This is a genomic window from Brevundimonas sp. (assembly GCF_032055285.1).
GTDB lineage: Bacteria > Pseudomonadota > Alphaproteobacteria > Caulobacterales > Caulobacteraceae > Brevundimonas.
Map to the genome: position 1 here is coordinate 185,761 of NZ_DAMBRE010000003.1, position 20,004 is coordinate 205,764.

The 20,004-nt window shown below is 67.0% G+C and carries 21 protein-coding genes; 14 read left to right on the forward strand and 7 right to left on the reverse strand.

Features of this window, described 5'->3' with window-relative positions; genetic code table 11:
• Nucleotides 1-5: 5 nt before the first annotated feature.
• The 6 genes from lptC to RTY13_RS09105 all read left to right on the forward strand — a co-directional run bounded on the left by lptC (nt 6) and on the right by RTY13_RS09105 (nt 4,845).
• Entirely contained in the window at nt 6-668 is a 663-nt protein-coding gene (gene lptC / locus RTY13_RS09080) for an LPS export ABC transporter periplasmic protein LptC (RefSeq protein WP_312782816.1), read from the forward strand.
• A complete protein-coding gene (locus tag RTY13_RS09085; RefSeq protein WP_312782817.1) occupies nt 665-1,150 on the forward strand; it encodes an LptA/OstA family protein in 486 nt (161 codons plus the stop codon). Before lptC ends, RTY13_RS09085 begins: the two co-directional genes overlap by 4 nt.
• 6 nt (nt 1,151-1,156) lie before the next feature.
• A complete protein-coding gene (lptB, locus tag RTY13_RS09090; protein WP_312782819.1) occupies nt 1,157-1,954 on the forward strand; it encodes an LPS export ABC transporter ATP-binding protein in 798 nt (265 codons plus the stop codon).
• A gap of 109 nt (nt 1,955-2,063) precedes the next feature.
• On the forward strand, nt 2,064-3,578 hold the full coding sequence (gene rpoN, locus RTY13_RS09095) for an RNA polymerase factor sigma-54 (protein WP_312782821.1): 1,515 nt from the start codon (nt 2,064-2,066) through the stop codon (nt 3,576-3,578).
• A 76-nt stretch (nt 3,579-3,654) separates the two neighbouring features.
• Nucleotides 3,655-4,302 carry a ribosome hibernation-promoting factor, HPF/YfiA family gene (gene hpf / locus RTY13_RS09100; RefSeq protein ID WP_312782823.1) on the forward strand — a complete coding sequence of 216 codons (648 nt, stop codon included), beginning with the start codon at nt 3,655-3,657 and terminating at the stop codon, nt 4,300-4,302.
• Between the two features lie 78 nt (nt 4,303-4,380).
• On the forward strand, nt 4,381-4,845 hold the full coding sequence (locus tag RTY13_RS09105) for a PTS sugar transporter subunit IIA (protein WP_312782825.1): 465 nt from the start codon (nt 4,381-4,383) through the stop codon (nt 4,843-4,845).
• A 133-nt stretch (nt 4,846-4,978) separates the two neighbouring features.
• Here RTY13_RS09105 and RTY13_RS09110 read toward each other — a convergent pair whose 3' ends face one another.
• Both RTY13_RS09110 and RTY13_RS09115 read right to left on the reverse strand, forming a co-directional pair.
• Nucleotides 4,979-5,233, reverse strand: a complete 255-nt coding sequence (locus tag RTY13_RS09110) for a DUF1150 family protein (RefSeq protein WP_312782827.1) — start codon at nt 5,231-5,233, stop codon at nt 4,979-4,981.
• A 59-nt stretch (nt 5,234-5,292) separates the two neighbouring features.
• Entirely contained in the window at nt 5,293-5,712 is a 420-nt protein-coding gene (locus RTY13_RS09115) for an Hsp20 family protein (RefSeq protein ID WP_312782829.1), read from the reverse strand.
• A gap of 201 nt (nt 5,713-5,913) precedes the next feature.
• On the opposite strand from RTY13_RS09115, the gene RTY13_RS09120 reads away from it, so the two are divergent.
• Nucleotides 5,914-6,588, forward strand: coding sequence for an OmpA family protein (locus tag RTY13_RS09120; protein ID WP_312782831.1), 675 nt, complete (start codon nt 5,914-5,916; stop codon nt 6,586-6,588).
• A gap of 68 nt (nt 6,589-6,656) precedes the next feature.
• Here RTY13_RS09120 and RTY13_RS09125 read toward each other — a convergent pair whose 3' ends face one another.
• Both RTY13_RS09125 and RTY13_RS09130 read right to left on the reverse strand, forming a co-directional pair.
• Complete coding sequence (locus RTY13_RS09125) at nt 6,657-7,976, reverse strand: UDP-glucose/GDP-mannose dehydrogenase family protein (protein WP_312782833.1); 1,320 nt, start codon at nt 7,974-7,976, stop codon at nt 6,657-6,659.
• Nucleotides 7,977-8,148: 172 nt separating this feature from the next.
• Nucleotides 8,149-9,309 carry an outer membrane beta-barrel protein gene (locus RTY13_RS09130; protein WP_312782835.1) on the reverse strand — a complete coding sequence of 387 codons (1,161 nt, stop codon included), beginning with the start codon at nt 9,307-9,309 and terminating at the stop codon, nt 8,149-8,151.
• Between the two features lie 247 nt (nt 9,310-9,556).
• Here RTY13_RS09130 and RTY13_RS09135 point away from each other — a divergent pair, with 247 nt between their 5' ends.
• The 7 genes from RTY13_RS09135 (at nt 9,557) to RTY13_RS09165 (ending at nt 17,346) form a co-directional block, all read left to right on the forward strand.
• Nucleotides 9,557-10,879, forward strand: a complete 1,323-nt coding sequence (locus RTY13_RS09135) for a glycosyltransferase family 1 protein (protein WP_312782836.1) — start codon at nt 9,557-9,559, stop codon at nt 10,877-10,879.
• A gap of 1 nt (nt 10,880) precedes the next feature.
• Nucleotides 10,881-11,804, forward strand: a complete 924-nt coding sequence (cysD, locus tag RTY13_RS09140) for a sulfate adenylyltransferase subunit CysD (RefSeq protein WP_312782838.1) — start codon at nt 10,881-10,883, stop codon at nt 11,802-11,804.
• Nucleotides 11,804-13,642 (forward strand): adenylyl-sulfate kinase, encoded by a 1,839-nt coding sequence (gene cysC / locus RTY13_RS09145; protein ID WP_312782840.1) that lies wholly within the window; start codon nt 11,804-11,806, stop codon nt 13,640-13,642. Before cysD ends, cysC begins: the two co-directional genes overlap by 1 nt.
• A 180-nt stretch (nt 13,643-13,822) precedes the next feature.
• Nucleotides 13,823-14,596, forward strand: coding sequence for an ABC transporter permease (locus tag RTY13_RS09150; RefSeq protein ID WP_312782842.1), 774 nt, complete (start codon nt 13,823-13,825; stop codon nt 14,594-14,596).
• A 40-nt stretch (nt 14,597-14,636) separates the two neighbouring features.
• Nucleotides 14,637-15,800 carry a chain-length determining protein gene (locus tag RTY13_RS09155; protein ID WP_312782843.1) on the forward strand — a complete coding sequence of 388 codons (1,164 nt, stop codon included), beginning with the start codon at nt 14,637-14,639 and terminating at the stop codon, nt 15,798-15,800.
• Complete coding sequence (locus tag RTY13_RS09160; protein WP_312782844.1) at nt 15,800-16,471, forward strand: ATP-binding cassette domain-containing protein; 672 nt, start codon at nt 15,800-15,802, stop codon at nt 16,469-16,471. The genes RTY13_RS09155 and RTY13_RS09160 overlap by 1 nt, the downstream gene beginning before the upstream one ends.
• Entirely contained in the window at nt 16,468-17,346 is an 879-nt protein-coding gene (locus RTY13_RS09165; RefSeq protein WP_312782845.1) for a hypothetical protein, read from the forward strand. The genes RTY13_RS09160 and RTY13_RS09165 overlap by 4 nt, the downstream gene beginning before the upstream one ends.
• Here the strand turns inward: RTY13_RS09165 and rfbB are convergent.
• Genes rfbB through RTY13_RS09180 form a run of 3 tightly spaced genes read right to left on the reverse strand, consistent with a single transcriptional unit; the run spans nt 17,343 to nt 19,981 of the window.
• Complete coding sequence (gene rfbB / locus RTY13_RS09170; protein WP_312782846.1) at nt 17,343-18,392, reverse strand: dTDP-glucose 4,6-dehydratase; 1,050 nt, start codon at nt 18,390-18,392, stop codon at nt 17,343-17,345. The two genes, RTY13_RS09165 and rfbB, sit on opposite strands and share 4 nt — an antisense overlap.
• A 33-nt stretch (nt 18,393-18,425) precedes the next feature.
• Nucleotides 18,426-19,013 carry a dTDP-4-dehydrorhamnose 3,5-epimerase gene (gene rfbC / locus RTY13_RS09175; protein ID WP_312782848.1) on the reverse strand — a complete coding sequence of 196 codons (588 nt, stop codon included), beginning with the start codon at nt 19,011-19,013 and terminating at the stop codon, nt 18,426-18,428.
• Nucleotides 19,010-19,981: a cell wall hydrolase gene (locus RTY13_RS09180; RefSeq protein ID WP_312782850.1), complete on the reverse strand. Its 972-nt coding sequence runs from the start codon at nt 19,979-19,981 to the stop codon at nt 19,010-19,012. The genes rfbC and RTY13_RS09180 overlap by 4 nt, the downstream gene beginning before the upstream one ends.
• Nucleotides 19,982-20,004: the final 23 nt, after the last annotated feature.

Sequence of the window (20,004 nt, forward strand, 5' to 3'; positions counted from 1 at the left end):
ATCGAATGAGCGACCTCGACGCCCAGGAAGCGCGCAAGCGCGCCGACGAGGCCCGAGTCGCCCAGGCGGGCGAGCGCTGGCGCGCGCGTTCGCGTCGGGTGAAGCTGTATCGCCGCGTCCTGCCTATCATCATCCTGATGCTGGCGGGCGGGGCCCTGACCTGGACCGTGTTCCGCACCGTCATGTCGGGAGTCGAGCGCAAGGCCAGCGAAAGCCGCGAGATCCGCCTGGACAACCCCATGTTCCACGGCCAGGACGCCCAGGGGCGCTCCTTCGTCATCGGGGCCAAGGGCGCGATCCGCGACCCGGCCACGGGCCACTTCCGTCTGGTCGGCCCTCTGCTGAAGCTGAACCTTGGCGGGCGCAAGGTGACGGAACTGACGGCCGACGGCGGCACCTATATCGAGGCCAGCCGCAAGGTGGTGATCGGGCCGAACGTCAAGATTTCCGACGGCGGCTCCGGCTTCGTCCTGACCACGCCGGAAGCCGTGGTCGACACCAACACCGGCGTCGTGACGGGCGACAAGGGCGTCCAGGGGCAAGGCCCCCTTGGAACGATCAATGCTTCGTCCTATGCCATCTATGACCAGGGCCAACGGGTCGTCTTCAGCGGCCAGGGCGACAACAAGATGAGCGGGACCATCAACCCCGCGGGATCCGACAGATGACCATGTCCAAGTCGAACACCATGATCGCAGGCACCGCCCTGCTGCTGGCCCTGACGGTCCCCGCGACCTCGGGCGCCCAGAGCAGCCGCGCCGACGCCTCGAAGCAGCCGGTCCAGTACGGCGCCGACGGCGGAGAATACACGCCCAACGGCTTCGCCCTGCGCGGTCGGGCCGAACTGACTCAGGGCGGCAACCGCCTGCGCGCCGACGCCATCACCGGGGTCACGGCCAACGGCGACCTGAGCCGGGTCGAGGCGACGGGCAATGTCTACTTCGTCACCCCGGACCAGAGCATGCGCGGCGACCGCGCCGTCTATACCCTGAACAACGCCGAGGTGGTGGTCACGGGCGACGTCATCCTGACCCAGGGCAAGAACGTCCTGACCGGCAACCGCCTCGTCTATAACGTCCGCACCGAGAGCGCCCGCATGGAAGGCGGCAACGGTCGCGTCCAGGGCGTCTTCTATCCGCAAGGGAACTGACCCCGCTTGGCGCGCAAGGAACTCTCAGCCCTCAACCTCGACCAGACGGACGCCGATAGCGCGCCCGTCCTCGAGGAAGCACGCCAGACCGGTCTGCGCGTCGAGCACATCGCCCGCAGCTTCGGCCAGCGTCAGGTGGTGCGCGACGTCTCCCTGACCGTCCAGCGCGGCGAGGTCTGCGGCCTGCTGGGCCCCAACGGCGCGGGCAAGACCACCTGCTTTTACATGATCACCGGCCTGATCCCGGCCGACAGCGGCGCGATCTGGCTGGACGGCGAAGAGATCACCCAGCAGCCCATGTATCAGCGCGCCCGGATGGGCCTGGGCTATCTGGCGCAGGAAGCCTCCATCTTCCGCGGCATGACGGTCGAGCAGAACATCAAGGCGGTGGTTGAACTGCGGGAAAAGACCGCCGCCGGGGTCCGCGACGAAACGACCCGCCTGCTGGAAGAATTGCGCATCGACCATCTGCGCCACGCCCCGGCCACAGGCCTGTCGGGCGGCGAGCGTCGCCGCGTCGAGATCGCCCGGGCTCTGGCCGCCCGGCCCAGCTTCATGCTGCTGGACGAACCCTTCGCCGGCATCGACCCCCTGGCCATCGCCGACATCCGTCATGTGATCCGCTACCTGTCCAGCCAGGGCATCGGCGTCCTGATCACCGACCACAATGTGCGCGAGACCCTGGACATCATCGACCGCGTCTCGATCATCTCGGCCGGTTCGGTCCTGTTCGAAGGCACCGCCGACGAAGCCGTTCACGACGCCGAGGTCCGCCGCGTCTATCTGGGCGAGATGTACGCCTGACGCGTTGCGGCCACCTGGCGAACCCGCCGTTCGCCAGACGTTAAGGTCTCTGCCGCACGATCCCAGCAAGAACCGGGCCAATTGCGCCCGCCGGAGGGATTGAAGCGCCGTGATCGGTCAGAGGCTGGAGGTCAGACAGGGGCAGGGGCTGGTCATCACGCCCCAGCTGCAGCAGGCGATCAAGCTGCTGCAACTGTCGAATCTCGAGCTGGAAGCCTTCGTCGAGGGCGAGCTGGAGCGCAATCCCCTGCTGCAACGCGACGAGGGCGAAGCCAGCGGCGACAGCTCCGCCGAATCGGTCGAGGCCGTCGCATCAGGCGACGCCGCTGAACTGCAGTTCACCGAACCCTCGGGCGAGGCCGAGCAGGCCTTGGATGCCCGCACCGAAGACCTCTATGACGACGCGCCCGGCGAACGCGACGCCGAGCGCAAGCGCGACGCGGGCGAGGTCGGTGCACAGCCCGGCCTGTCCGACTGGTCCCGCGCCGGCGGCGGCGGCGGCCTGGACGGCGAGGGCCTGGAGCGTCCCGACACCCGTGACGTCACCCTGTGGGAGCATCTGCAGGCCCAGGCCTCGTCCGCCGGTTTCAGCCCTGCCGACCACGCCATCGCCCTGACCCTGATCGACGCCACCGACGAGGGCGGCTACCTGCGCGGCGAACTGCAGGAGATCGCCGACAGGCTGGGCGTGGACCTGGCGCGGATCGAGGCGGTTCTGGCCTTCTGCCACGGCTTCGAGCCGACCGGCGTCATGGCCCGCTCGGCCCCTGAATGCCTCAAGCTTCAGCTGATCGAGCGCAACCGCTTCGACCCGGCCATGGAAGCCCTGCTCGACAATCTTGAGCTGCTGGCGCGGCGCGATCTGGCGGCCCTGCGCAAGGTCTGCGGCGTCGACGCCGAGGACCTGGCCGAAATGATCGCCGAGCTGAAGGGCCTGACGCCCCGCCCCGGCGCCGGCTTCGGCGGCGAACCCGCGCAGACTGTCGTGCCCGACGTCCATGTCCGGCCCGACCCGGCCGGCGGCTGGCGCGTCGAGCTGAACAGCGACACCCTGCCCCGCCTTCTGATGGACAAACGCTATCACGGCGTGGTCGCGGCGGGCGCCCGATCCGAAACCGAAAAGGCCTATGTCGCCGACTGCGCCGCCCAGGCAAGCTGGCTGGTCAAGTCGCTGGACCAGCGCGCCAAGACCATCCTGAGGGTCGCATCGGAAATCGTGCGCCAGCAGGACGCCTTCCTGGCCTTCGGCGTGGAGTTCCTGCGTCCCCTGACGCTGAAGACCGTGGCCGACGCCATCGAGATGCACGAATCGACGGTCAGCCGCGTGACGTCGAACAAATATGTCGCCACGCCGCGCGGCGTTTTCGAGCTGAAATTCTTCTTCACGGCGGCCATCCAGTCGTCTGACGGCGGCGCCTCCCACTCGGCCGAAGCGGTCCGCCATCGGATCAAGACCATGATCGACGGAGAGGCCGCAGACGGCGACGTGCTGAGCGACGACCGGATCGTCGAAATTCTCAACGAAACCGGCATCGACATCGCCCGACGCACTGTGGCGAAGTACCGAGAAGCCCTTAGAATTCCGTCCTCTGTCCAGCGTCGCCGCCTGCTGAAAGCTGGCTGATCACGCTGCGGAGAAGCGTCACCACAAATCGGTGATCGGCGTTGACACCAAACGCGACCCGTCGCGTTCTATGCCTATGCAGATCCAAGTCAGCGGCAAGCAAGTGGATGTCGGCGAAGCGCTAAGCTCGCGCATCTCCCAGGAACTCGAAGAGGGAGTCGGCAAGTATTTCGCCCGTGGCGGCGAGAACGCCGAGGTCGTGGTGTCCAAGGACCGCCACGGCTTCCGTGTCGATTGCTGGGTCCGTCTGGCCTCGGGCCAGAGCCTGGTGACGACCGGTTTCGGCGGCGACGCCCAGGGCGCCTTCGCCGACAGCCTGGACAAGCTCGAGAAGCGCGTCCGCCGCTACAAGCGTCGCCTGAAGGACCACCACATCGGTCCCAAGGGCCTGTCGCCCGAAAAGACCGAGGACGCGGCCCGCGAAGTCGCGGCCATGACCGTCTTCCGCAACCCTGACACCGTCGAGGACGAAGCCTTCGGCGAGGCCGGGGCCCCGGACGAGCCGCCCCCCGTCGGCATGGTCATCGCCGAAACCGAATCGGAGATTCGCACCATCACGGTCGGCCGCGCGGTGCTGGAACTGGACATGACCGGCTATCCGATCGTCATGTTCCGCAATGCAGCGCACGGCGGCCTTTCGGTCGTCTATCGCCGCCCGGACGGCAATGTCGGCTGGATCGACCCGGAGCGCACGCTCAAGACGACGAACGGCAAGGGATCCTAAGGCTTTCCCGCGGGGGGCGAAGGCGCTAGAAGACGCCTCGCCCTTCCGCAATGTCGGGTACCAAGGTTCGGGGTGATTATGGACATCGCTGATTTGTTGTCGTCGGGCGGGATCGTCCTGCGGGGCGGCGTGTCATCCAAGCGACAGGCGCTGCACACGGTGGCCGAGGCCGCGTCGGTCGCGCTGGGCATTGACGAAGATCGGGCGCTGGACGCCCTGCTCGAGCGTGAAGCCCTGGGCTCGACGGGCCTCGGCTCGGGCGTCGCCGTGCCTCACGCGCGCATCAAGGGCCTGGACCGCGTCTGCGCCGTCTTCGTGCGGCTGGAGACGCCCGTGGCCTATGAATCTCTGGATGATCGTCCGGTCGACCTGATGTTCGCCCTGTTCGCCCCGCTGAACGCCGGCGCAGAGCATCTGCGGGCGCTGGCGGCGGTGTCGCGCGCCATGCGTTCGCCGGAACTGCGCGAACACCTGCGTCAGGCCCGGACGGTCGATGCCGTGCGCGCCCTCTTCGTCAAGGACGCGCCCGTCGCAGCCGCCTGAGGCTAGACCGCCTGCCGCCCCGCAGGCGGCGCCACCACATCTAGAGAGTTCCGTGCTCAAGTAGGCCAGCCGGCCGATAGCGGCCTATGAGCGCCGCTCAAGCAGGCCGACCGGCCGGTAGCGCCCCTTGGGATCAGTGAACCGAAACCGGCTCCAGTTCATGGGCGGCGGCGGCGGCAAAAGCGGTTTCGCGATCCAGCATGACGGCCAGCCGCTCGCCGTCAGCGCCGTGGACCGCATAGAGAATCTGATCGGGATCAATATCCACGCCAGACCCTACCTCGACATGGGCGTCTTCCATCAGGTCCGATGCGCGGATGGCGCGCACATAGACGAGGTCGGGCGCGCCAAGGCCCGCGAAATCTGTCTTGTTCATCATAGGCGTCATAGGACCGCCTCCTTGCGCTTGACTAAACGCCCGGCCAGCCGAGCGGTTCGACGGCTGTTTCAGCCCGTCGTGATGGGAATTCGACGGACCTGCCGCTCCTGTTCGGGACGCACCATGTCCACATGCAGCAGTCCGTGTTCCAGCTTCGCTTCGGCGACCTCCAACCCGTCAGCCAGGACGAAACTGCGGACAAAGCCCCGCGCCGCGATGCCACGATGCAGGAAGGCCTGCTCGCCCCTGCCCGCCTCGTCGCGCTTGCCGGCGATGGTCAGCTGGCGCCCCTCCAGGGTGACGGTCAGCTCCTCGGGTGCGAACCCGGCCACCGCCAGGCTGATGCGCACCGCCGCCTCGCCGACCTGCTCGACATTATAGGGGGGATAGCTCTCGGCCGCCGCCTTGGCCGCGCGGTCGATCAGGGCGCGGGTATGATCGAAGCCCAGCAGGAAGGGACTGTCGAACAGGATGGTGCGTGTCGTCATCGGTCCTCGCAAACAAGCGACCCGGTCGTTCACGCCCTCCCTCAAGCGGCAAGGGCGCACGTCCGTTTGCAACAAATGGTTATGGGCGGCGCTGGGGTCAACCGTTTGTCTGGGCGCACCCTCGTTCACATGACATACAGGTTGGAACCTTCACTGTAGGGTCACGTTTTTCGGCCTGATCGCCGCAACAAAGGACATTCCATGCGCGCCAAGCTCATTGTCGCCAGCGTCAGCATCGCCGCCATGCTCGGCGCCGCCGCCTGCACCACGACCGATCCCTACAGCTCGACCCCGACCCGCAACAACACCGGCACCGGCGCCATCGCGGGCGCCCTGGGCGGCGCCCTTCTGGGCTATCTGACCAACACCTCCAGCGGCGAACAGGGCCGCAAGAACGCCCTGATCGGCGCCGGCATCGGCGCCCTGGCCGGCGCAGGCGTCGGCCAGTACATGGATCGCCAGCAGCGTGCTCTGGAAGCCGAGCTGTCGGGCACGGGCGTCGGCGTGGCGCGTCAGGGCGACAACCTGGTTCTGCGCATGCCGTCCGACGTGACCTTCGCCACCAACCAGTCCAGCCTCGACAGCCGCTTCCTGCCGGTCCTCGACGACGTGGCCCGCGTGCTGCAGGAATACGACCGCTCGATGGTCGACGTCATCGGCCACACGGATGCTTCGGGCGGCGACGCCATCAACCAGCCGTTGTCGGAGCGCCGCGCTTCGTCGGTCGCCTCCTATCTGATCGACCGCGGCGTGATCCGTGAGCGCCTCTATGTCGCCGGCAACAGCGCGCGCAACCCGATCGCCTCGAACGACACGCCTCAGGGCAAGGCCCAGAACCGCCGCGTCGAAATCCTGATCCGTCCGTTCACGGGCTGATCGAGCAAGAGGGCTGAAACGACAAAGGGCGGCGCGAAAGCGCCGCCCTTTTTCTTTCGTCGCCGCGATCAGCGTGCGCTTTCAGGCCGCCCGATGGAGGTGTAGCGGAAGCCTCGCGCCTTCATGTCCTCAGGGCGATAGACGTTGCGCAGATCGACCATGACCGGCTGCTTCAGCAACAGCTTGATCCGGTCCAGATCCAGGGCGCGGAACTGGTCCCATTCGGTCATGATGACCACCACGTCGGCGCCTTCAACCGCGTCATAGGGACCGTCGCGGAAGACGACGCCCTCCAACAGCTTGGCGGCCTCGTGCATGCCCTCTGGGTCGAAGGCCTGAACCGTCGCTCCCATCGCGATCAGGGCGGGCGCCACGTCCAGCGACGGAGCATCGCGCATGTCATCGGTATTGGGTTTGAAGGTCAGACCCAAAAGACCGACCGTCTTGCCCTTCAGGTCCGTGCCGCCCAAGGCGGCGGCGACGCGGTCGGCCATGGCCTTCTTGCGGGCATCATTGACCTCGACCGTCGTCTCGATCAGGCGAAGCGGCGATCCGGCGTCGGTGGCCGTGCGTACCAGGGCCAGGGTGTCCTTGGGGAAGCAGGAGCCGCCATAGCCCGGGCCCGCATGCAGGAACTTGGCCCCGATCCGGTTATCCAGGCCGATGCCGCGGGCCACCTGCTGCACGTCGGCGCCCAGACTTTCGCACAGGTCGGCCATCTCGTTGATGAAGGTGATCTTCAGCGCCAGAAAGGCGTTGGCGGCGTACTTGGTCAACTCGGACGTGCGCCGGCCGGTGAACAGGATCGGCGTCTCGTTCAGATTCAGCGGGCGATACAGTTCGGCCATGACCGGACGCGCGCGTTCGTCGTCGATGCCGACCACGACGCGGTCAGGACGCTTGAAGTCGCCGATGGCGGCGCCTTCGCGCAGGAACTCTGGATTTGAGACGACTGCGAAGTCGGCCTCAGGACGGCGCGCGCGGATGATGCGCTCGATCTCGTCGCCCGTGCCGACCGGCACCGTGGACTTGGTGACGACGACCGTGAAGCCTTGGATGAGATCGGCGATTTCTTCAGCAGCGGCATAGACATAGGACAGGTCGGCGTGACCGTCCCCCCGGCGGGAAGGCGTGCCGACGGCGATGAAGACCGCGTCGGCCGAGCGAATCGCCTCGGCGCCGTCCACGGCGAACGACAGGCGACCGTCGCGCACATTGGCGGCGACCAGGTCTTCCAGACCCGGCTCGTAAATCGGCATCTGTCCAGCGTTCAACCGGTCAATCTTGCCAGCATCCTTGTCGACGCAGGTCACGACGTGACCGAAGTCCGCAAAACAGGCTCCGGACACCAGGCCCACATAGCCGGTGCCGATCATTGCGACGCGCATGCGCTCATCCTCTTGATGCAGTCAGGCCGAGATACCGTCCAAGCATGACGTTTGCCAGTCAAGCCATTCGACGGACAAAGAAAAAGGGCGGCCGACCCGCATGGATCGACCGCCCTCAATCTTATCGACCTTCCAGATCATCGGGGCCGGCGCAAACCGGCCCCTCTGAATCTTAGAAGTTGATGTCGATGGTGGCGCGACGGTTGAGCGGCTCGCGCACGCCGTCAGCGGTAGCCTTGGCCAGGGCGGTTTCACCCTTGCCGTCGAGGGCGATGACGCCGCCGTTGACGCCTTGGGCGACCAGGGCGTCGGCGACGGTGCGCGAACGACGGTTCGACAGGCCGAGGTTGTAGGCGGCGTTACCCGAGGTGTCGGCGTGGCCGACGACCAGGATACGGGTCGGGGCGCCCGACTTGGCGTAGTTGGCGGCTTGGGTAACCACCGAACGGGCTTCCGCCGTCAGGTCCGAGCGATCCCAGTCGAAGTAGACCACGAACTGACGCGCAGCCGGCTTGGCCGGAGGCGGCGGAGGCGGCGGCGGGGGCGGCGGGGGCGGCGGGGGCGGCGGCGGCGGCGGCGGAGGCGGCGGCGGGGGAGCCGCCGGCTCGGCGCCGAAGGCGTAGCGCAGACCCAGGGTCACGGTGTGCGACTGGTCGTAGTCGCCGGCCATTTCGCCGAAGGCGTTGGTCGCCGTGTTCGTGAAGGTCGCGAACTCGGCGTCGCCCGTCAGGTAGCGGTAGGTCAGGTCGATGTTGGCGCGATCGCCAACAGCCCAGGCCAGACCGGCGATCGCCTGAGCGGCGAACTTGGTCGAGCTGTCGTCAGCGCCGAAGGCCACGGTCGGGTTCTGACGCAGACGGCCGACGACGTCGGTGTTGACGTGGTTGGCGCCGACGCCCAGGCCGACGAAGGGACGGATGCCCCAGGCCGAGCGGCCGAAGTCATAGATGACGTTGGCCATCAGGGTGGTCGAGGTGATGTCGCCTTCGGGCGAGTAGCACGGACCGGTGGCCGGCGTGACGTTGCACAGGCCTTGCGGACCCGAGACGGCGCGCACGGTGCCGACGTCGCCCGAGCGGTAGCCGCCTTCCAGTTCAACGCGCCAGTTGGGGTTGAAGCGGTAGCCGAGGCGGGCGAAGGCGGCCCAGCCGTCGTTGACTTCCCAGTTCCAGTTGGAACCGCGGGTCGACGACTCGGTGTTGATGTCATCGATGATGTGGTAGCCGGCGTCGACGGCGCCGTACCAGCCGTCCGGCTCAGCCGAAGCGGCGCCAGCCGACAGGGCCAGAGCCGCCGCCGCGCTAGATGCCAGGATCAAACTCTTGACGCGCATGGATGCGGCCCTCCGAGATCAGTTGTTCGTGGACGACGGATACGTCGCCTACCCCACTCCCTATCAGCGTTGCCGTGGGCGGTCGAGCGTCAAACGCCTATTTTACCGAAGCTTGCAACACACCGTGGCCCAAGGGCTACAGGATTTAACGGCGCGTTAAGGTCAATCCGCAGCAAGGATCAAGAAACTTGACCTGCGCGACGCCCTGTCGTCCACATCGCGCCGAACCTAGGCCCCTCAGGATTTCATGACTTCTATTTGCATCGACGGTTTCAACCTGGCCCTGGCCAAGGGAACAGGCATCGCGACCTATGGGCGGAACCTGCTGGACAGCGCCCGCGCCAGCGGATTCGGAACTCAAGTCCTCTATGGCCCCGCCGCGCGCCGCCGCAACGACAACCTGCTGAATGAAACCTCGCTGGTCGACGCCGAGCGGCCGCCACAGCGCTTGAATCGAAAACAAAAGGTCCTGCGTTTCGCCGACACCTATATGTCGCGCTACGGTCGAACCGCCCATTCCATCCTGCCGTCGGGCGAGGTGATCTGGCCGGCGCGATCCGGCGGCCGCCCCTCGGCCGATCGCTTCTGGGCCGCGCGCGACCTGTTCACCCACGCCAATCGCTGCTTCGCCGCCTATGGCAAGGAGACGCCGGTCGCGTTCGAGGCCACGGCCGACGCCCCCGCGCCCGACGTCATGCACTGGACCGCCACCCTGCCGCTGCACGCGCGCAAGGTTCCCAACATCTACACCATCCACGACCTGATCCCGCTGCGCCTGCCGCACACGACGCTGGACGACAAGGCGACCTATCGCGCCTTGTGCGACGCGATCGCGCGACGCGCCGACCACATCGCCGTGGTGTCGGAAACCACCCGCCAGGACGTGATCCGCCTGCTGGGCGTCTCTGAAGACCGCGTCACCAACACCTATCAGGCCGTCAGCCTGCCCGAAAAGCTGACCTCGCGCAGCCAGGCCGACGTGACGCTGGAACTGGAGGGCGTCTTCAATCTGGGCTGGAAGGACTACTTCCTTCACTTCGGCGCCATCGAACCCAAGAAGAACCTGGGCCGAGTCGTCGAGGCCTATCTGGCGTCCGGCAGCCAGACGCCCCTGGTCATCATCGGCGGCCGGGCCTGGCTAGACGAAGGCGAGACCGCCCTGCTCAATCAGGTCAAACGCGACGGCGGCCCCAGCGCCGACCGCATCCGCCAGTACGAATACATGCCCTTCTCCATGCTGATCAGCCTGATCCGCGGGGCGAAGGCGACGCTGTTCCCCTCGCTTTATGAAGGCTTCGGCCTGCCGGTGCTGGAATCCATGGCCCTGTCGACGGCGGTGCTGACCTCGACCGGCGGCTCCCTGCCGGAAGTGGCGGGCGACGCCGCCGTGATCGTCGATCCCTATGACGTCCAGGCCATGACGCGCGGCATCCAGGCGCTGGACGCCGACGAAGGCTTGCGCCTGGACCTGCAGGCGCGCGGCCTGATCCAGGCCGGCAAGTTCACGCCCGAAGCCTATCAGACGCGCCTCGCCGATCTCTATCGCAAGGTCGGAGTTTCGGCCGCCTGACATGACGACCGCCGCCGCATCCCCCGAGCGACTGAGCCACCTGCAACGGCTCGAAGCCGAAAGCATCCACATCCTGCGCGAGGTTGCGGCCGAGTGCGCGCGCCCGGTCCTTCTCTACTCCATCGGTAAGGACTCGGCGGCCCTGCTGCACCTGGCGCGCAAGGCCTTCTATCCGGCGCCGCCGCCCTTCCCCCTGCTGCACGTGGACACGACGTGGAAGTTCCGCGCCATGTACGCCCTGCGCGACCGGATGGCGGCGGAGAGCGGCGCACGGTTGATCGTCCACCACAACCCGGAGGCCCAGGCGCAAGGGATCAATCCCTTTGACCATGGCTCTGCGGTCCACACCGACATGTGGAAGACGCAAGGGCTTAAGCAGGCGCTGGACCTACATGGTTTCGACGCCGCCATCGGCGGAGCGCGTCGCGACGAAGAAGCCAGCCGCGCCAAGGAGCGCATCTTCTCCTTCCGCGGTCCCGGCCACCGCTGGGACCCGCGCCGCCAGAGGCCGGAACTGTGGAGCCTCTACAACGCTCGCGTCGCCCCCGGCGAAAGCATGAGGGTCTTCCCCCTGTCCAACTGGACCGAGATGGATGTGTGGGAATATGTGGCGCTGGAAAACATCCCGGTCGTCGATCTCTATTTCGCCGCCGAACGCCCCGTGGTCCGGCGGGACGGCGCCCTGATCGTGGTCGATGACGAGCGTATGCGGCTGAACCCCGGCGAGGCGCCCGAGATGATGTCGGTGCGGTTCCGCACCCTGGGCTGCTACCCCCTGTCCGGCGCCGTCGAGAGCCAGGCTTCGACCCTGGACGCCGTTATCGCCGAGATGCGCGCCTCGCGCAGTTCCGAACGCCAGGGGCGGCTGATCGACCGCGACCAGGCCGGGTCGATGGAGAAGAAGAAGCTGGAGGGCTACTTCTGATGGCTGCCTCGACGCCTCAGCGCGACACCCTGCGCTTCATCACCTGCGGCTCGGTGGACGACGGCAAGTCGACCCTGATCGGGCGACTGCTCTATGACGCCGGCGCCGTGCCCGACGATCAGGTCGCGGCCCTGCGCGACGCCGACGGCAAGCTGGACTTCTCTCTGCTGGTCGATGGCCTGCTGGCGGAGCGCGAGCAGGGCATCACGATCGACGTGGCCTATCGCTACTTCTCGACGCCGCGCCGCCAGTTCATCGTCGCCGACACGCCCGGACACGAACAGTACACGCGCAACATGGCCACCGGCGCCTCGACCGCCGACGCCGCCGTGGTCCTGATCGACGCGCGCAAGGGCGTGCTGACCCAGACGCGGCGTCACAGCCACATCGTCTCCCTGCTGGGCGTGCGCCACGTCATCCTGGCCGTGACCAAGATGGACATGATCGCCTGGTCTCAGGATGCGTTCGACGCCATCGTCGCCGACTACCTGGCCTTCGCCGAGGCGGCCGGCCTGCCGACGCCGACCGTCATTCCTGTCTCGGGCGTCAATGGCGACAACCTGGTCCAGCACGGCGAAGCCGCCGAATGGTACGCAGGCCCCACCCTGCTGCAAGTGCTGGAGACCCTGCCCGGCGCCGCAGAGACCGCCCGCCCCTTCCGCATGGCCGTCCAGGGGGTCAGCCGTCCCAACCTCGACTTCCGCGGCTATACGGGGCGCATCAACAGCGGCGCCGTGACGGTGGGCGATGCGGTGGCCGTTTCACCGTCGGGCGTCCGGTCGCGCGTCGAACGGATCGTCGTCATGGGCGGCGACCTGGATCACGCCCAGGCTGGCCAGTCCGTCACCCTGACCTTCGCCGACGAGATCGATGTGACGCGCGGCGACGTCCTGGCCGCCGCCGAGACGCCCCTGGAGGCCGCCGACCAGTTCGAGGCCACGATCGTCTGGATGGCCGAAGCCGAACTGATCCCGGGCCGGGTCTATGACCTGAAGATCGGAGCGCGCACCGTCCCGGCCCAGATCACCGACATCCGCCACCGGGTGAACGTCAACACCCAGGAAAAACTGGCGGCCCGCTCCCTGGCGCTGAACGACATCGGCGCCTGCCACCTGTCGCTGGGCCAGGACGTGGCCTTCGAACCCTATGAGGTCGATCGCGACCTCGGCGCCTTCATCCTGATCGACCGGCTCACGCGCGCCACGGTCGGCGCCGGAATGATCCGCTTCGCCCTGCGCCGCGCGCACAACATCCATCGCCAGGCGATCAAGGTCGATCGCGACCAACGCGCGGCGCTGAAGGGACAGAAGGCCGCCGTTCTCTGGTTCACGGGCCTGTCGGGGTCCGGCAAGTCGACCATCGCCAACCTGGTCGAGGAACGCCTGACCGCCGAGGGCCGCCATACCTATCTGATCGACGGCGACAACCTGCGTCACGGTCTCAGTCGCGACCTGGGCTTCACCGAGGCCGATCGGGTCGAGAACATCCGTCGCGCGGCCGAGGTGGCGCGCATGATGGCCGACGCGGGGCTGATCGTCCTGGTTTCGCTGATTTCGCCCTTCCGCGCCGAGCGCGACATGGTTCGCGACATGATGCCCGTCGGCGAGTTTCTGGAGGCCTTCGTCGACGCCCCGCTCGACGTGGTCGAGGCGCGCGACGTCAAGGGCCTCTACGCCAAGGCCCGGCGAGGCGAGATCGCCAACTTCACCGGGGTCAGCAGCCCCTACGAGCCGCCGCCCCAGCCTGACCTGCATCTGCGAACGGACCAAATGACTCCCGCAGAGGCGGCCGAGGCCGTCATCACCCGTTTGCGCGCCGACCAGCGGCTGTCAGGGTAGTTTCAAAACGGAGCCAGCGACCACCGGTCGCCTGAAAACACGAAGGAAGTTTCGCCCGACCAGCGGCGAGATCGCTTGCGCTTGCGACGGCGCAAGCTATGGTCGCGGCGTGATCGCGCCCATGGTAAAGGCTGTTTTCACGCTCGATTTTCTCGCGCTCGGCGCGCCTTGAATGCCCTGATGTTCGAACCCATCGTCCGCCATTTCAGAATTCTTGGCGCGCTCATCATGCGCGAAATGGCGACACGTTTCGGACGCGAAGGGCTGGGGTTCGCCTGGGTGGTCGGCGAACCTCTGGTGTTTTGCTTCGGCGTCATGGCGCTGTGGACACTCACCAAGCCCAGCTATGAACATGGCGTCCGGCTCGCCCCCTTTGTCATGACCGGCTATATGTCGCTGATCTTGACCCGGCACTTGATCGCGCTGCTCAGCGGCGCCCTGCAAGCCAATCTGGGGCTGCTTTATCACCGTCAGATCGCCCCGCTTCACATCTTCGGCGCGCGCATCCTGCTGGAATTGGGCGGGGCGACCGCCGCCTTCTTCATCGTCTACGTCGTGCTGTTCTGCCTCAAGCAGGTCGGGCTCCCGCACAACTATCTCCTGCTGTACTCAGGCTGGCTTCTGCTGGCGTGGGTCTCATGCGGCTTCGCCCTCATCCTCACCGGCCTGGCGATGCGTTATGAAAGCTTCGAACGGCTTGTCAGCCTGATCAGCTACACCCTGATACCGATTTCCGGCGTCTTCTTCATGGTGTCCTGGCTGCCGCCCCATCTCCGAGAGATCTACCTTTACGTTCCATTTCCTCATGGTGTGGAAATGATCCGGGCGGGAGTTTTCGGAGAATTCGTACCGACCTATTATCACCCGCTCTATGCACTCGCGGTGGGCTCTATTTTCAATATCCTGGGCCTGCTGCTGATCTCCGGGGCCCGAGATCGCATCTCGGTTGAATAAAGACGTCGTCCGACCATGAAACATATCACCCAGAAGACGAATGGCTGACACCAACCTGACCTACCTCGGCGCGGCCGAAGAACCGCGCGCCGTGCCCCCGGCCAAGCGTTCGTGGCGCAAGCGACTGCCGCTCGGCTTCCTGATCGTGGTCGCCGCGCCCACCCTGGTGGGGGCAATCTACTACGGGTTGATCGCGTCGCCGCGTTACGTCTCGGAATCCCGCTTCGTGGTCCGCTCAGCCAATTCCAGCCAACCCAGCGGCCTCGGCCTGGCCCTGCAGGGGGTCGGCATTTCAAGCGGGATGAACGACGCCTTCGCGGTTCATGAATATCTCGATTCACGCGACAGCCTGAAGGTCCTGCAGACCCGCTACAACCTCAAGGCCATGCTCGGTCGACCCGACGTCGACTGGTTCTCACGATCGCCGCGCCCATGGGAAGGGGCCAGCGACGAGGCCCTCTACAAGAGCTTCAAGCGTTTCCTGACCGTCGGCTATGACGCCACCTCCGGCATCAGCACCCTGCGCGTCGAGGCGTTCACCGCAAAGGATGCGGCCACCCTCAACGCCGCCATGCTCGACAGCGGCGAGGCCCTGGTCAACCGTCTGAACGAGCGCTCGGCCGCCAACGCCGTTCGCGACGCCCGCGTCTCCCTTGACCAGGCCCGCGCCGAGGTGACCGCGTCTCAGCAAGCTCTGACCACCCTGCGCAACAGCGCCCAGTTCATCGACCCGCGCGCCGCCGTGACGGAAACGACCGAAGTCGTTTCCGGTCTTCTCGTGACTATTGCTCAGCTTCGCGCTGAACGGGCGCAACTGGCGGCCGAGGCTCCGTCCAGCCCGCAACTGCCCACCATCGACAGCCGCATCGCCGCCTATGAGCGTCAGGTCGCCGAAGCTCGCGCCAAGGCCACCGGCAGCGCCTCGTCTCTGGCGCCCAAGGTCGGCGCCTATGAGGACCTGGTGATGCGCCGCGAGATCGCGGACAAGGTCCTGGCTCAAGCGACCGCCGCTCTGCTGAACGCCGAACAGGATGCGCGCCGCCAGAAGCTCTACCTGGAGCGCATCGTGGCCCCCAGCGAGCCCGACAAGCCGACGCAGCCTCGCCGTTGGCTGGCCGTTCTGACCATCTTCGCCTCGTCGTTGCTGGCTTACGCGGTGGGCTGGCTCATCTGGGCCGGCGTTCGGGAGCACAGGCAGGACTGATGCAAACCCCCGAGGCTCCCGGCCTGCGTGTCATCGGCGTTGGGAAGACCTATCACGGCTCCCACAAGCCATTGTTCAAAAACATTAATTTTGATCTTGGCACTTCAGGCAGACTGGCAATTCTAGGCCGCAACGGTCAGGGCAAGTCAACCCTGATCAAGATGCTGGGCGGCGTGCTGCCTGAAACGGAAGGCCGGATCGAGTGGCGCATGTCGTCCTCGTGGCCGATCGGCTTCGGCGGCGGCTTCCAGGGCAGCCTGTCAGGACTGGACAACGTCCGGTTCCTCGCGCGCCTCTACAAACGCGACTATCACGACATGCTCGAGCGCGTCGACGACTTCGCTGAACTGGGCAAGGCCCTGCGCGACCCCGTCAAGCACTACTCGTCCGGCATGCGCGCGCGTCTGGCCTTCGGCCTGTCCCTGGCCATCGAGTTCGACTGCTATCTGATCGACGAACTGGTGGCCGTCGGCGACGCCCGCTTCCAGCGCAAGTGCCAGGAAGCCCTGTTCGAGCATCGCGCCCATCGCGCCTTCCTCATGGCCTCCCACGACACCCACCTGATCGCCAACTATTGCGACCGCGCCCTGATCATCGAGGGCGGACAGGCCAAGGTGTTTGACGACATCGAGGAAGCCGTCGAAGTCTATACCTGGTTGCGCGCCGCGTGAGCCGTTCCTCGTCTTCGCATGCGCGATGGATCGTCCTTCCGCCCTTCCATGACGACGTCGTCTGGCGCGCCGCCGTCGCCAGCGCCGTGACCGAAGCGGGCCTGCGGCTTCACGACCTGGACGCCGATCCGCTCCACGCCCCCTTCAACGACCCGCAGGTCGTCATCCTGACGGCGGATGCACAACAACCTCTGGCGTTCGGAGCGCCGGCCGAGGCCGTGGCATGCCTGATCGCCGGATCAGGCATGCGCCTGGACGGCGTCGAGGCGCCGGACGCCCTGCCGCCGCTCATCCCCTTCCTGACCGATCTGATGGGACGGATCGATCTGCTGCCCCCTGGGCGCATCTTCCGCCATACGGACTTCGCCAAGGGACCGATCGAGATTCTGCCCCAGGTGCATCTGCATCGTCCGGCCCCGTCTCCGGCCATGCCCCTGTCGCCTCGGCTCACGGCGGTTCAGGCGGCGGTCGCCCTGCTCGACCCGGCGCATCCTCGCGCGACCTGGGCCCCGGATCTGTTCAACTATGATTCGCGCATCGTGGCGGGAGGGACCCGCGGTCAGTTGGACCTGACCGGCCGCCCGCGCTTCATGATCACCGGCCCCTACATCACCATGCCGCCGGGCCGCTGGCGTGCGACCTATCGTCTGACCTTTGACGCCAAGGGCAGCCGTCCGCGCTTCCGTGTCGACTGGGGCGGACAGACCGACTTCCTGTCGGAAGAGTTCGTGCCTGGCCGTCCCGGCGTGTTCGAGATCGTTCAGGACTATGACTGGACCGAACGGTCGGTCTGCGAGCTTCGGGTCGTGGTCATGGAGGGCGTGTTCGACGGACGCATGACCTTCAGCGGCGCCGAGATCGAACGGGTCGGCTAGAGCCGTCCCAGGCGGGTCAGCCCCTGGGGATCGGCGACCAGGGGCGCCCACCAGGATTCAGTGTCCAGATACCAGCGCACCGTCCGCTCCAGTCCTTCGTCGAAGCTGACCTGTGGACGCCAGCCCAGTTCCGCGCGGATCAGAGCGGCGTCGACGGCGTAGCGGCGATCGTGGCCGGGACGGTCCTCGACCATCTGGATCCGCGCTGCATGAGAACGACCGTCCGCGGCGGGTTGCAGGCGATCCAGCACTGCGCAAAGCGCATGGACCAGTTGCAGATTGGTGCGCTCGGCGTCGCCCCCGACCGCATAGGTCCGGCCTGGCGCGCCCCGCTCCAGAATATCGGCCAGGGCGCGCGCATGATCCTCGACGAACAGCCAGTCGCGCACGTTCCCGCCGTCGCCATAGACCGGCAGGCTTTCGCCGCGCAGCGCGCGCAGGATCATGGTCGGGATCAGCTTCTCGGGAAACTGGCGGGCGCCGTAGTTGTTCGAGCAATTGCTGATGATGGTCGGCAGACCGAAGGTATGTCCCCAGGCCCGGACCAGATGGTCCGACGCCGCCTTGGACGCCGCATAGGGCGAGCGCGGGTCATAGGGGCTGGCTTCCGAAAACCGTCCCTCCTCGCCCAGCGAGCCGAACACCTCGTCGGTCGAGACGTGCAGGAAGCGGAAGGCGTCGCGGGCCGCGTCCGAGAGACCGCGCCAGGTCGCCAGGGCCTGATCCAGCAGCACCTGGGTTCCCACGACATTGGTGCGCACAAAGACGGCGGGACCGTCGATCGACCGGTCGACATGAGTTTCCGCCGCCAGATGGGCCACGGCCTCGGGGCGGAAATCGGCGAAGACGGCGGCGACCGCGACCGGGTCGGCGATGTCGGCGCGCACGAAACTATAGGCGGGATCGGCTTCCAGTTCCGTCAGGGATGCGGCGACACCGGCATAGGTCAGCAGGTCCAGAACCCGGACCTCATGACCCCGCGTCAGCAGTTCGCGCGTCAGGGCCGAGCCGATAAAGCCGGCGCCGCCGGTCAGCAATATCCTCAACGCTCAACTCCTCAGCCGCCGACTGAAGTCGGGCTAACCGTTAATCCGGCCCAGGTCCACGACCGACAGGGTCATGGGGGTCTCGCCGACGAAGGGCGTGTCCAGATCGCCTAGGCGCGGCCAGTTCCGGTCTCGATCGGTCAGGACTGCATCGGCCGCCTTTACCGGCCAGGCGATGTTCAGTTCCGGGTCGTCCCAGGCCAAGCCCCCCTCGTGCGCCGGCGCATAGGGGGCCGAGACCTTGTAGATCACCTCGGTGCCCGGCTGCAGGGTGACGAAGCCGTGGGCGAACGATGGGGGCACGAACAACTGGTCGCCGCTGTCCGCCGACAGCTCGACCGCATGGTGCATCCCGAAGGTCGGCGAGCCGGCGCGGAGGTCCACCACCACGTCCAGAATGGCGCCGCGCACGCAGCGCACCAGCTTGGCCTGGGCAAAGGGCGGGCGTTGGAAATGCAGGCCGCGCACCACCCCTGCCGGTTCCGAGCGCGAGTGATTGTCCTGCACGAAGTCGCTGTCGATCCCGGCGGCGCTGAAGCGTGCGCGCGACCAGGTTTCGGAAAACCAGCCCCGGTCGTCCCCGTGACGCGGGGTCCGCAGCAGGATCACCCCGCCCGTCACGACCCTGCCGGCGCGGAAGGCTCGCTGGGCGCCGCCTGGGCCGTCATCAGCGTATAGGCGCGGTCCAGCGCCTCGTTGCGCACGAACAGCAGACCGCTGCGGGCCGGTTCGCGTTCCCGCTCATAGGCGCCGGGATTGGTCCCGCCGTTCAGCGGCGCGCCATAAAAGATATGGGCGCCGATCTGGCGCACACGGGCCAGCCGCGAACCCCAGGACGGGCGGACATAGTTGGCGTGATAGTTGACCGAGTTCTTGGGCAACTGGGCCGAGCGTCCCTCGTAGACCTCGCGGGCGATCCGCTCGGCACGGGCCCAGGCCACCGGATTGACCGCGCGCCGCCCGATCGAACCGTCGCAGGTGAAGGTGAACTGGCAGGTGCGGCTGTTGCGCTGATAGACGACCTCGCAGACCCGCTTGGGATAGGCGCGGTGGCGCGAGCGGTTCAGCACCACCTCGGCGACTGCGGCCTGACCGGCCTCGCTCTCGTTGCGCGCCTCATAGTAGATGGCCTGGGTCAGGCATTCGAGGTCGTTGTCCGGCACCCGCGGCGGGGTCTTCAGATCCAGGTAGGGCGGGGTATAGCCCGCGCGACGCACCGACGGTCTGGCGTTCGGATTGACCGGCGGCGGCGTGAAGCTTGCCGTCGGTTCGGCACGGGTCGAGGGGGTGGCGGCGCGGGTGGCCGGCGCCGGGCGGCGAGGCTCAGCCCGGCGGCGCTGAACGGCGGGCGGGGCGTCGGTCAGACGCACTCCCTTGCCGTCCTTGATCATGGTCTGCAGACGAGCGTTCAGGCGGGCGCGGCGCTCCTGGTCGCTTTCAACCGGCGCCGCGACCACGGCAGGCGCATAGGCGGGGATCGGCTTGACCGCGCCGGGCTCGGCCTGGGCGAAGCGGGCGTGATTGGCCAGGCCCGCCCAAACGGCGCACCCCAATCCCCCTGCAATCAGCACCGAGACGACGCCGCGCATCGCTCCCCCCAAAACTACTCGGC

Excerpts from the sequence above, each read along its gene's own strand:
- RTY13_RS09155 (WP_312782843.1), top strand. The coding sequence starts at position 14,637 with ATGGCTGACACCAACCTGACCTACCTCGGCGCGGCCGAAGAACCGCGC.
- RTY13_RS09115 (WP_312782829.1), bottom strand. The coding sequence starts at position 5,712 with ATGACGACACGCACCATCCTGTTCGACAGTCCCTTCCTGCTGGGCTTC.
- cysD (WP_312782838.1), top strand. The coding sequence starts at position 10,881 with ATGACGACCGCCGCCGCATCCCCCGAGCGACTGAGCCACCTGCAACGG.
- RTY13_RS09085 (WP_312782817.1), top strand. The coding sequence starts at position 665 with ATGACCATGTCCAAGTCGAACACCATGATCGCAGGCACCGCCCTGCTG.
- hpf (WP_312782823.1), top strand. The coding sequence starts at position 3,655 with ATGCAGATCCAAGTCAGCGGCAAGCAAGTGGATGTCGGCGAAGCGCTA.
- RTY13_RS09125 (WP_312782833.1), bottom strand. The coding sequence starts at position 7,976 with ATGCGCGTCGCAATGATCGGCACCGGCTATGTGGGCCTGGTGTCCGGA.
- RTY13_RS09135 (WP_312782836.1), top strand. The coding sequence starts at position 9,557 with ATGACTTCTATTTGCATCGACGGTTTCAACCTGGCCCTGGCCAAGGGA.
- RTY13_RS09150 (WP_312782842.1), top strand. The coding sequence starts at position 13,823 with ATGTTCGAACCCATCGTCCGCCATTTCAGAATTCTTGGCGCGCTCATC.
- RTY13_RS09120 (WP_312782831.1), top strand. The coding sequence starts at position 5,914 with ATGCGCGCCAAGCTCATTGTCGCCAGCGTCAGCATCGCCGCCATGCTC.
- RTY13_RS09130 (WP_312782835.1), bottom strand. The coding sequence starts at position 9,309 with ATGCGCGTCAAGAGTTTGATCCTGGCATCTAGCGCGGCGGCGGCTCTG.
- RTY13_RS09110 (WP_312782827.1), bottom strand. The coding sequence starts at position 5,233 with ATGACGCCTATGATGAACAAGACAGATTTCGCGGGCCTTGGCGCGCCC.
- RTY13_RS09180 (WP_312782850.1), bottom strand. The coding sequence starts at position 19,981 with ATGCGCGGCGTCGTCTCGGTGCTGATTGCAGGGGGATTGGGGTGCGCC.
- RTY13_RS09105 (WP_312782825.1), top strand. The coding sequence starts at position 4,381 with ATGGACATCGCTGATTTGTTGTCGTCGGGCGGGATCGTCCTGCGGGGC.
- cysC (WP_312782840.1), top strand. The coding sequence starts at position 11,804 with ATGGCTGCCTCGACGCCTCAGCGCGACACCCTGCGCTTCATCACCTGC.
- lptC (WP_312782816.1), top strand. The coding sequence starts at position 6 with ATGAGCGACCTCGACGCCCAGGAAGCGCGCAAGCGCGCCGACGAGGCC.
- RTY13_RS09160 (WP_312782844.1), top strand. The coding sequence starts at position 15,800 with ATGCAAACCCCCGAGGCTCCCGGCCTGCGTGTCATCGGCGTTGGGAAG.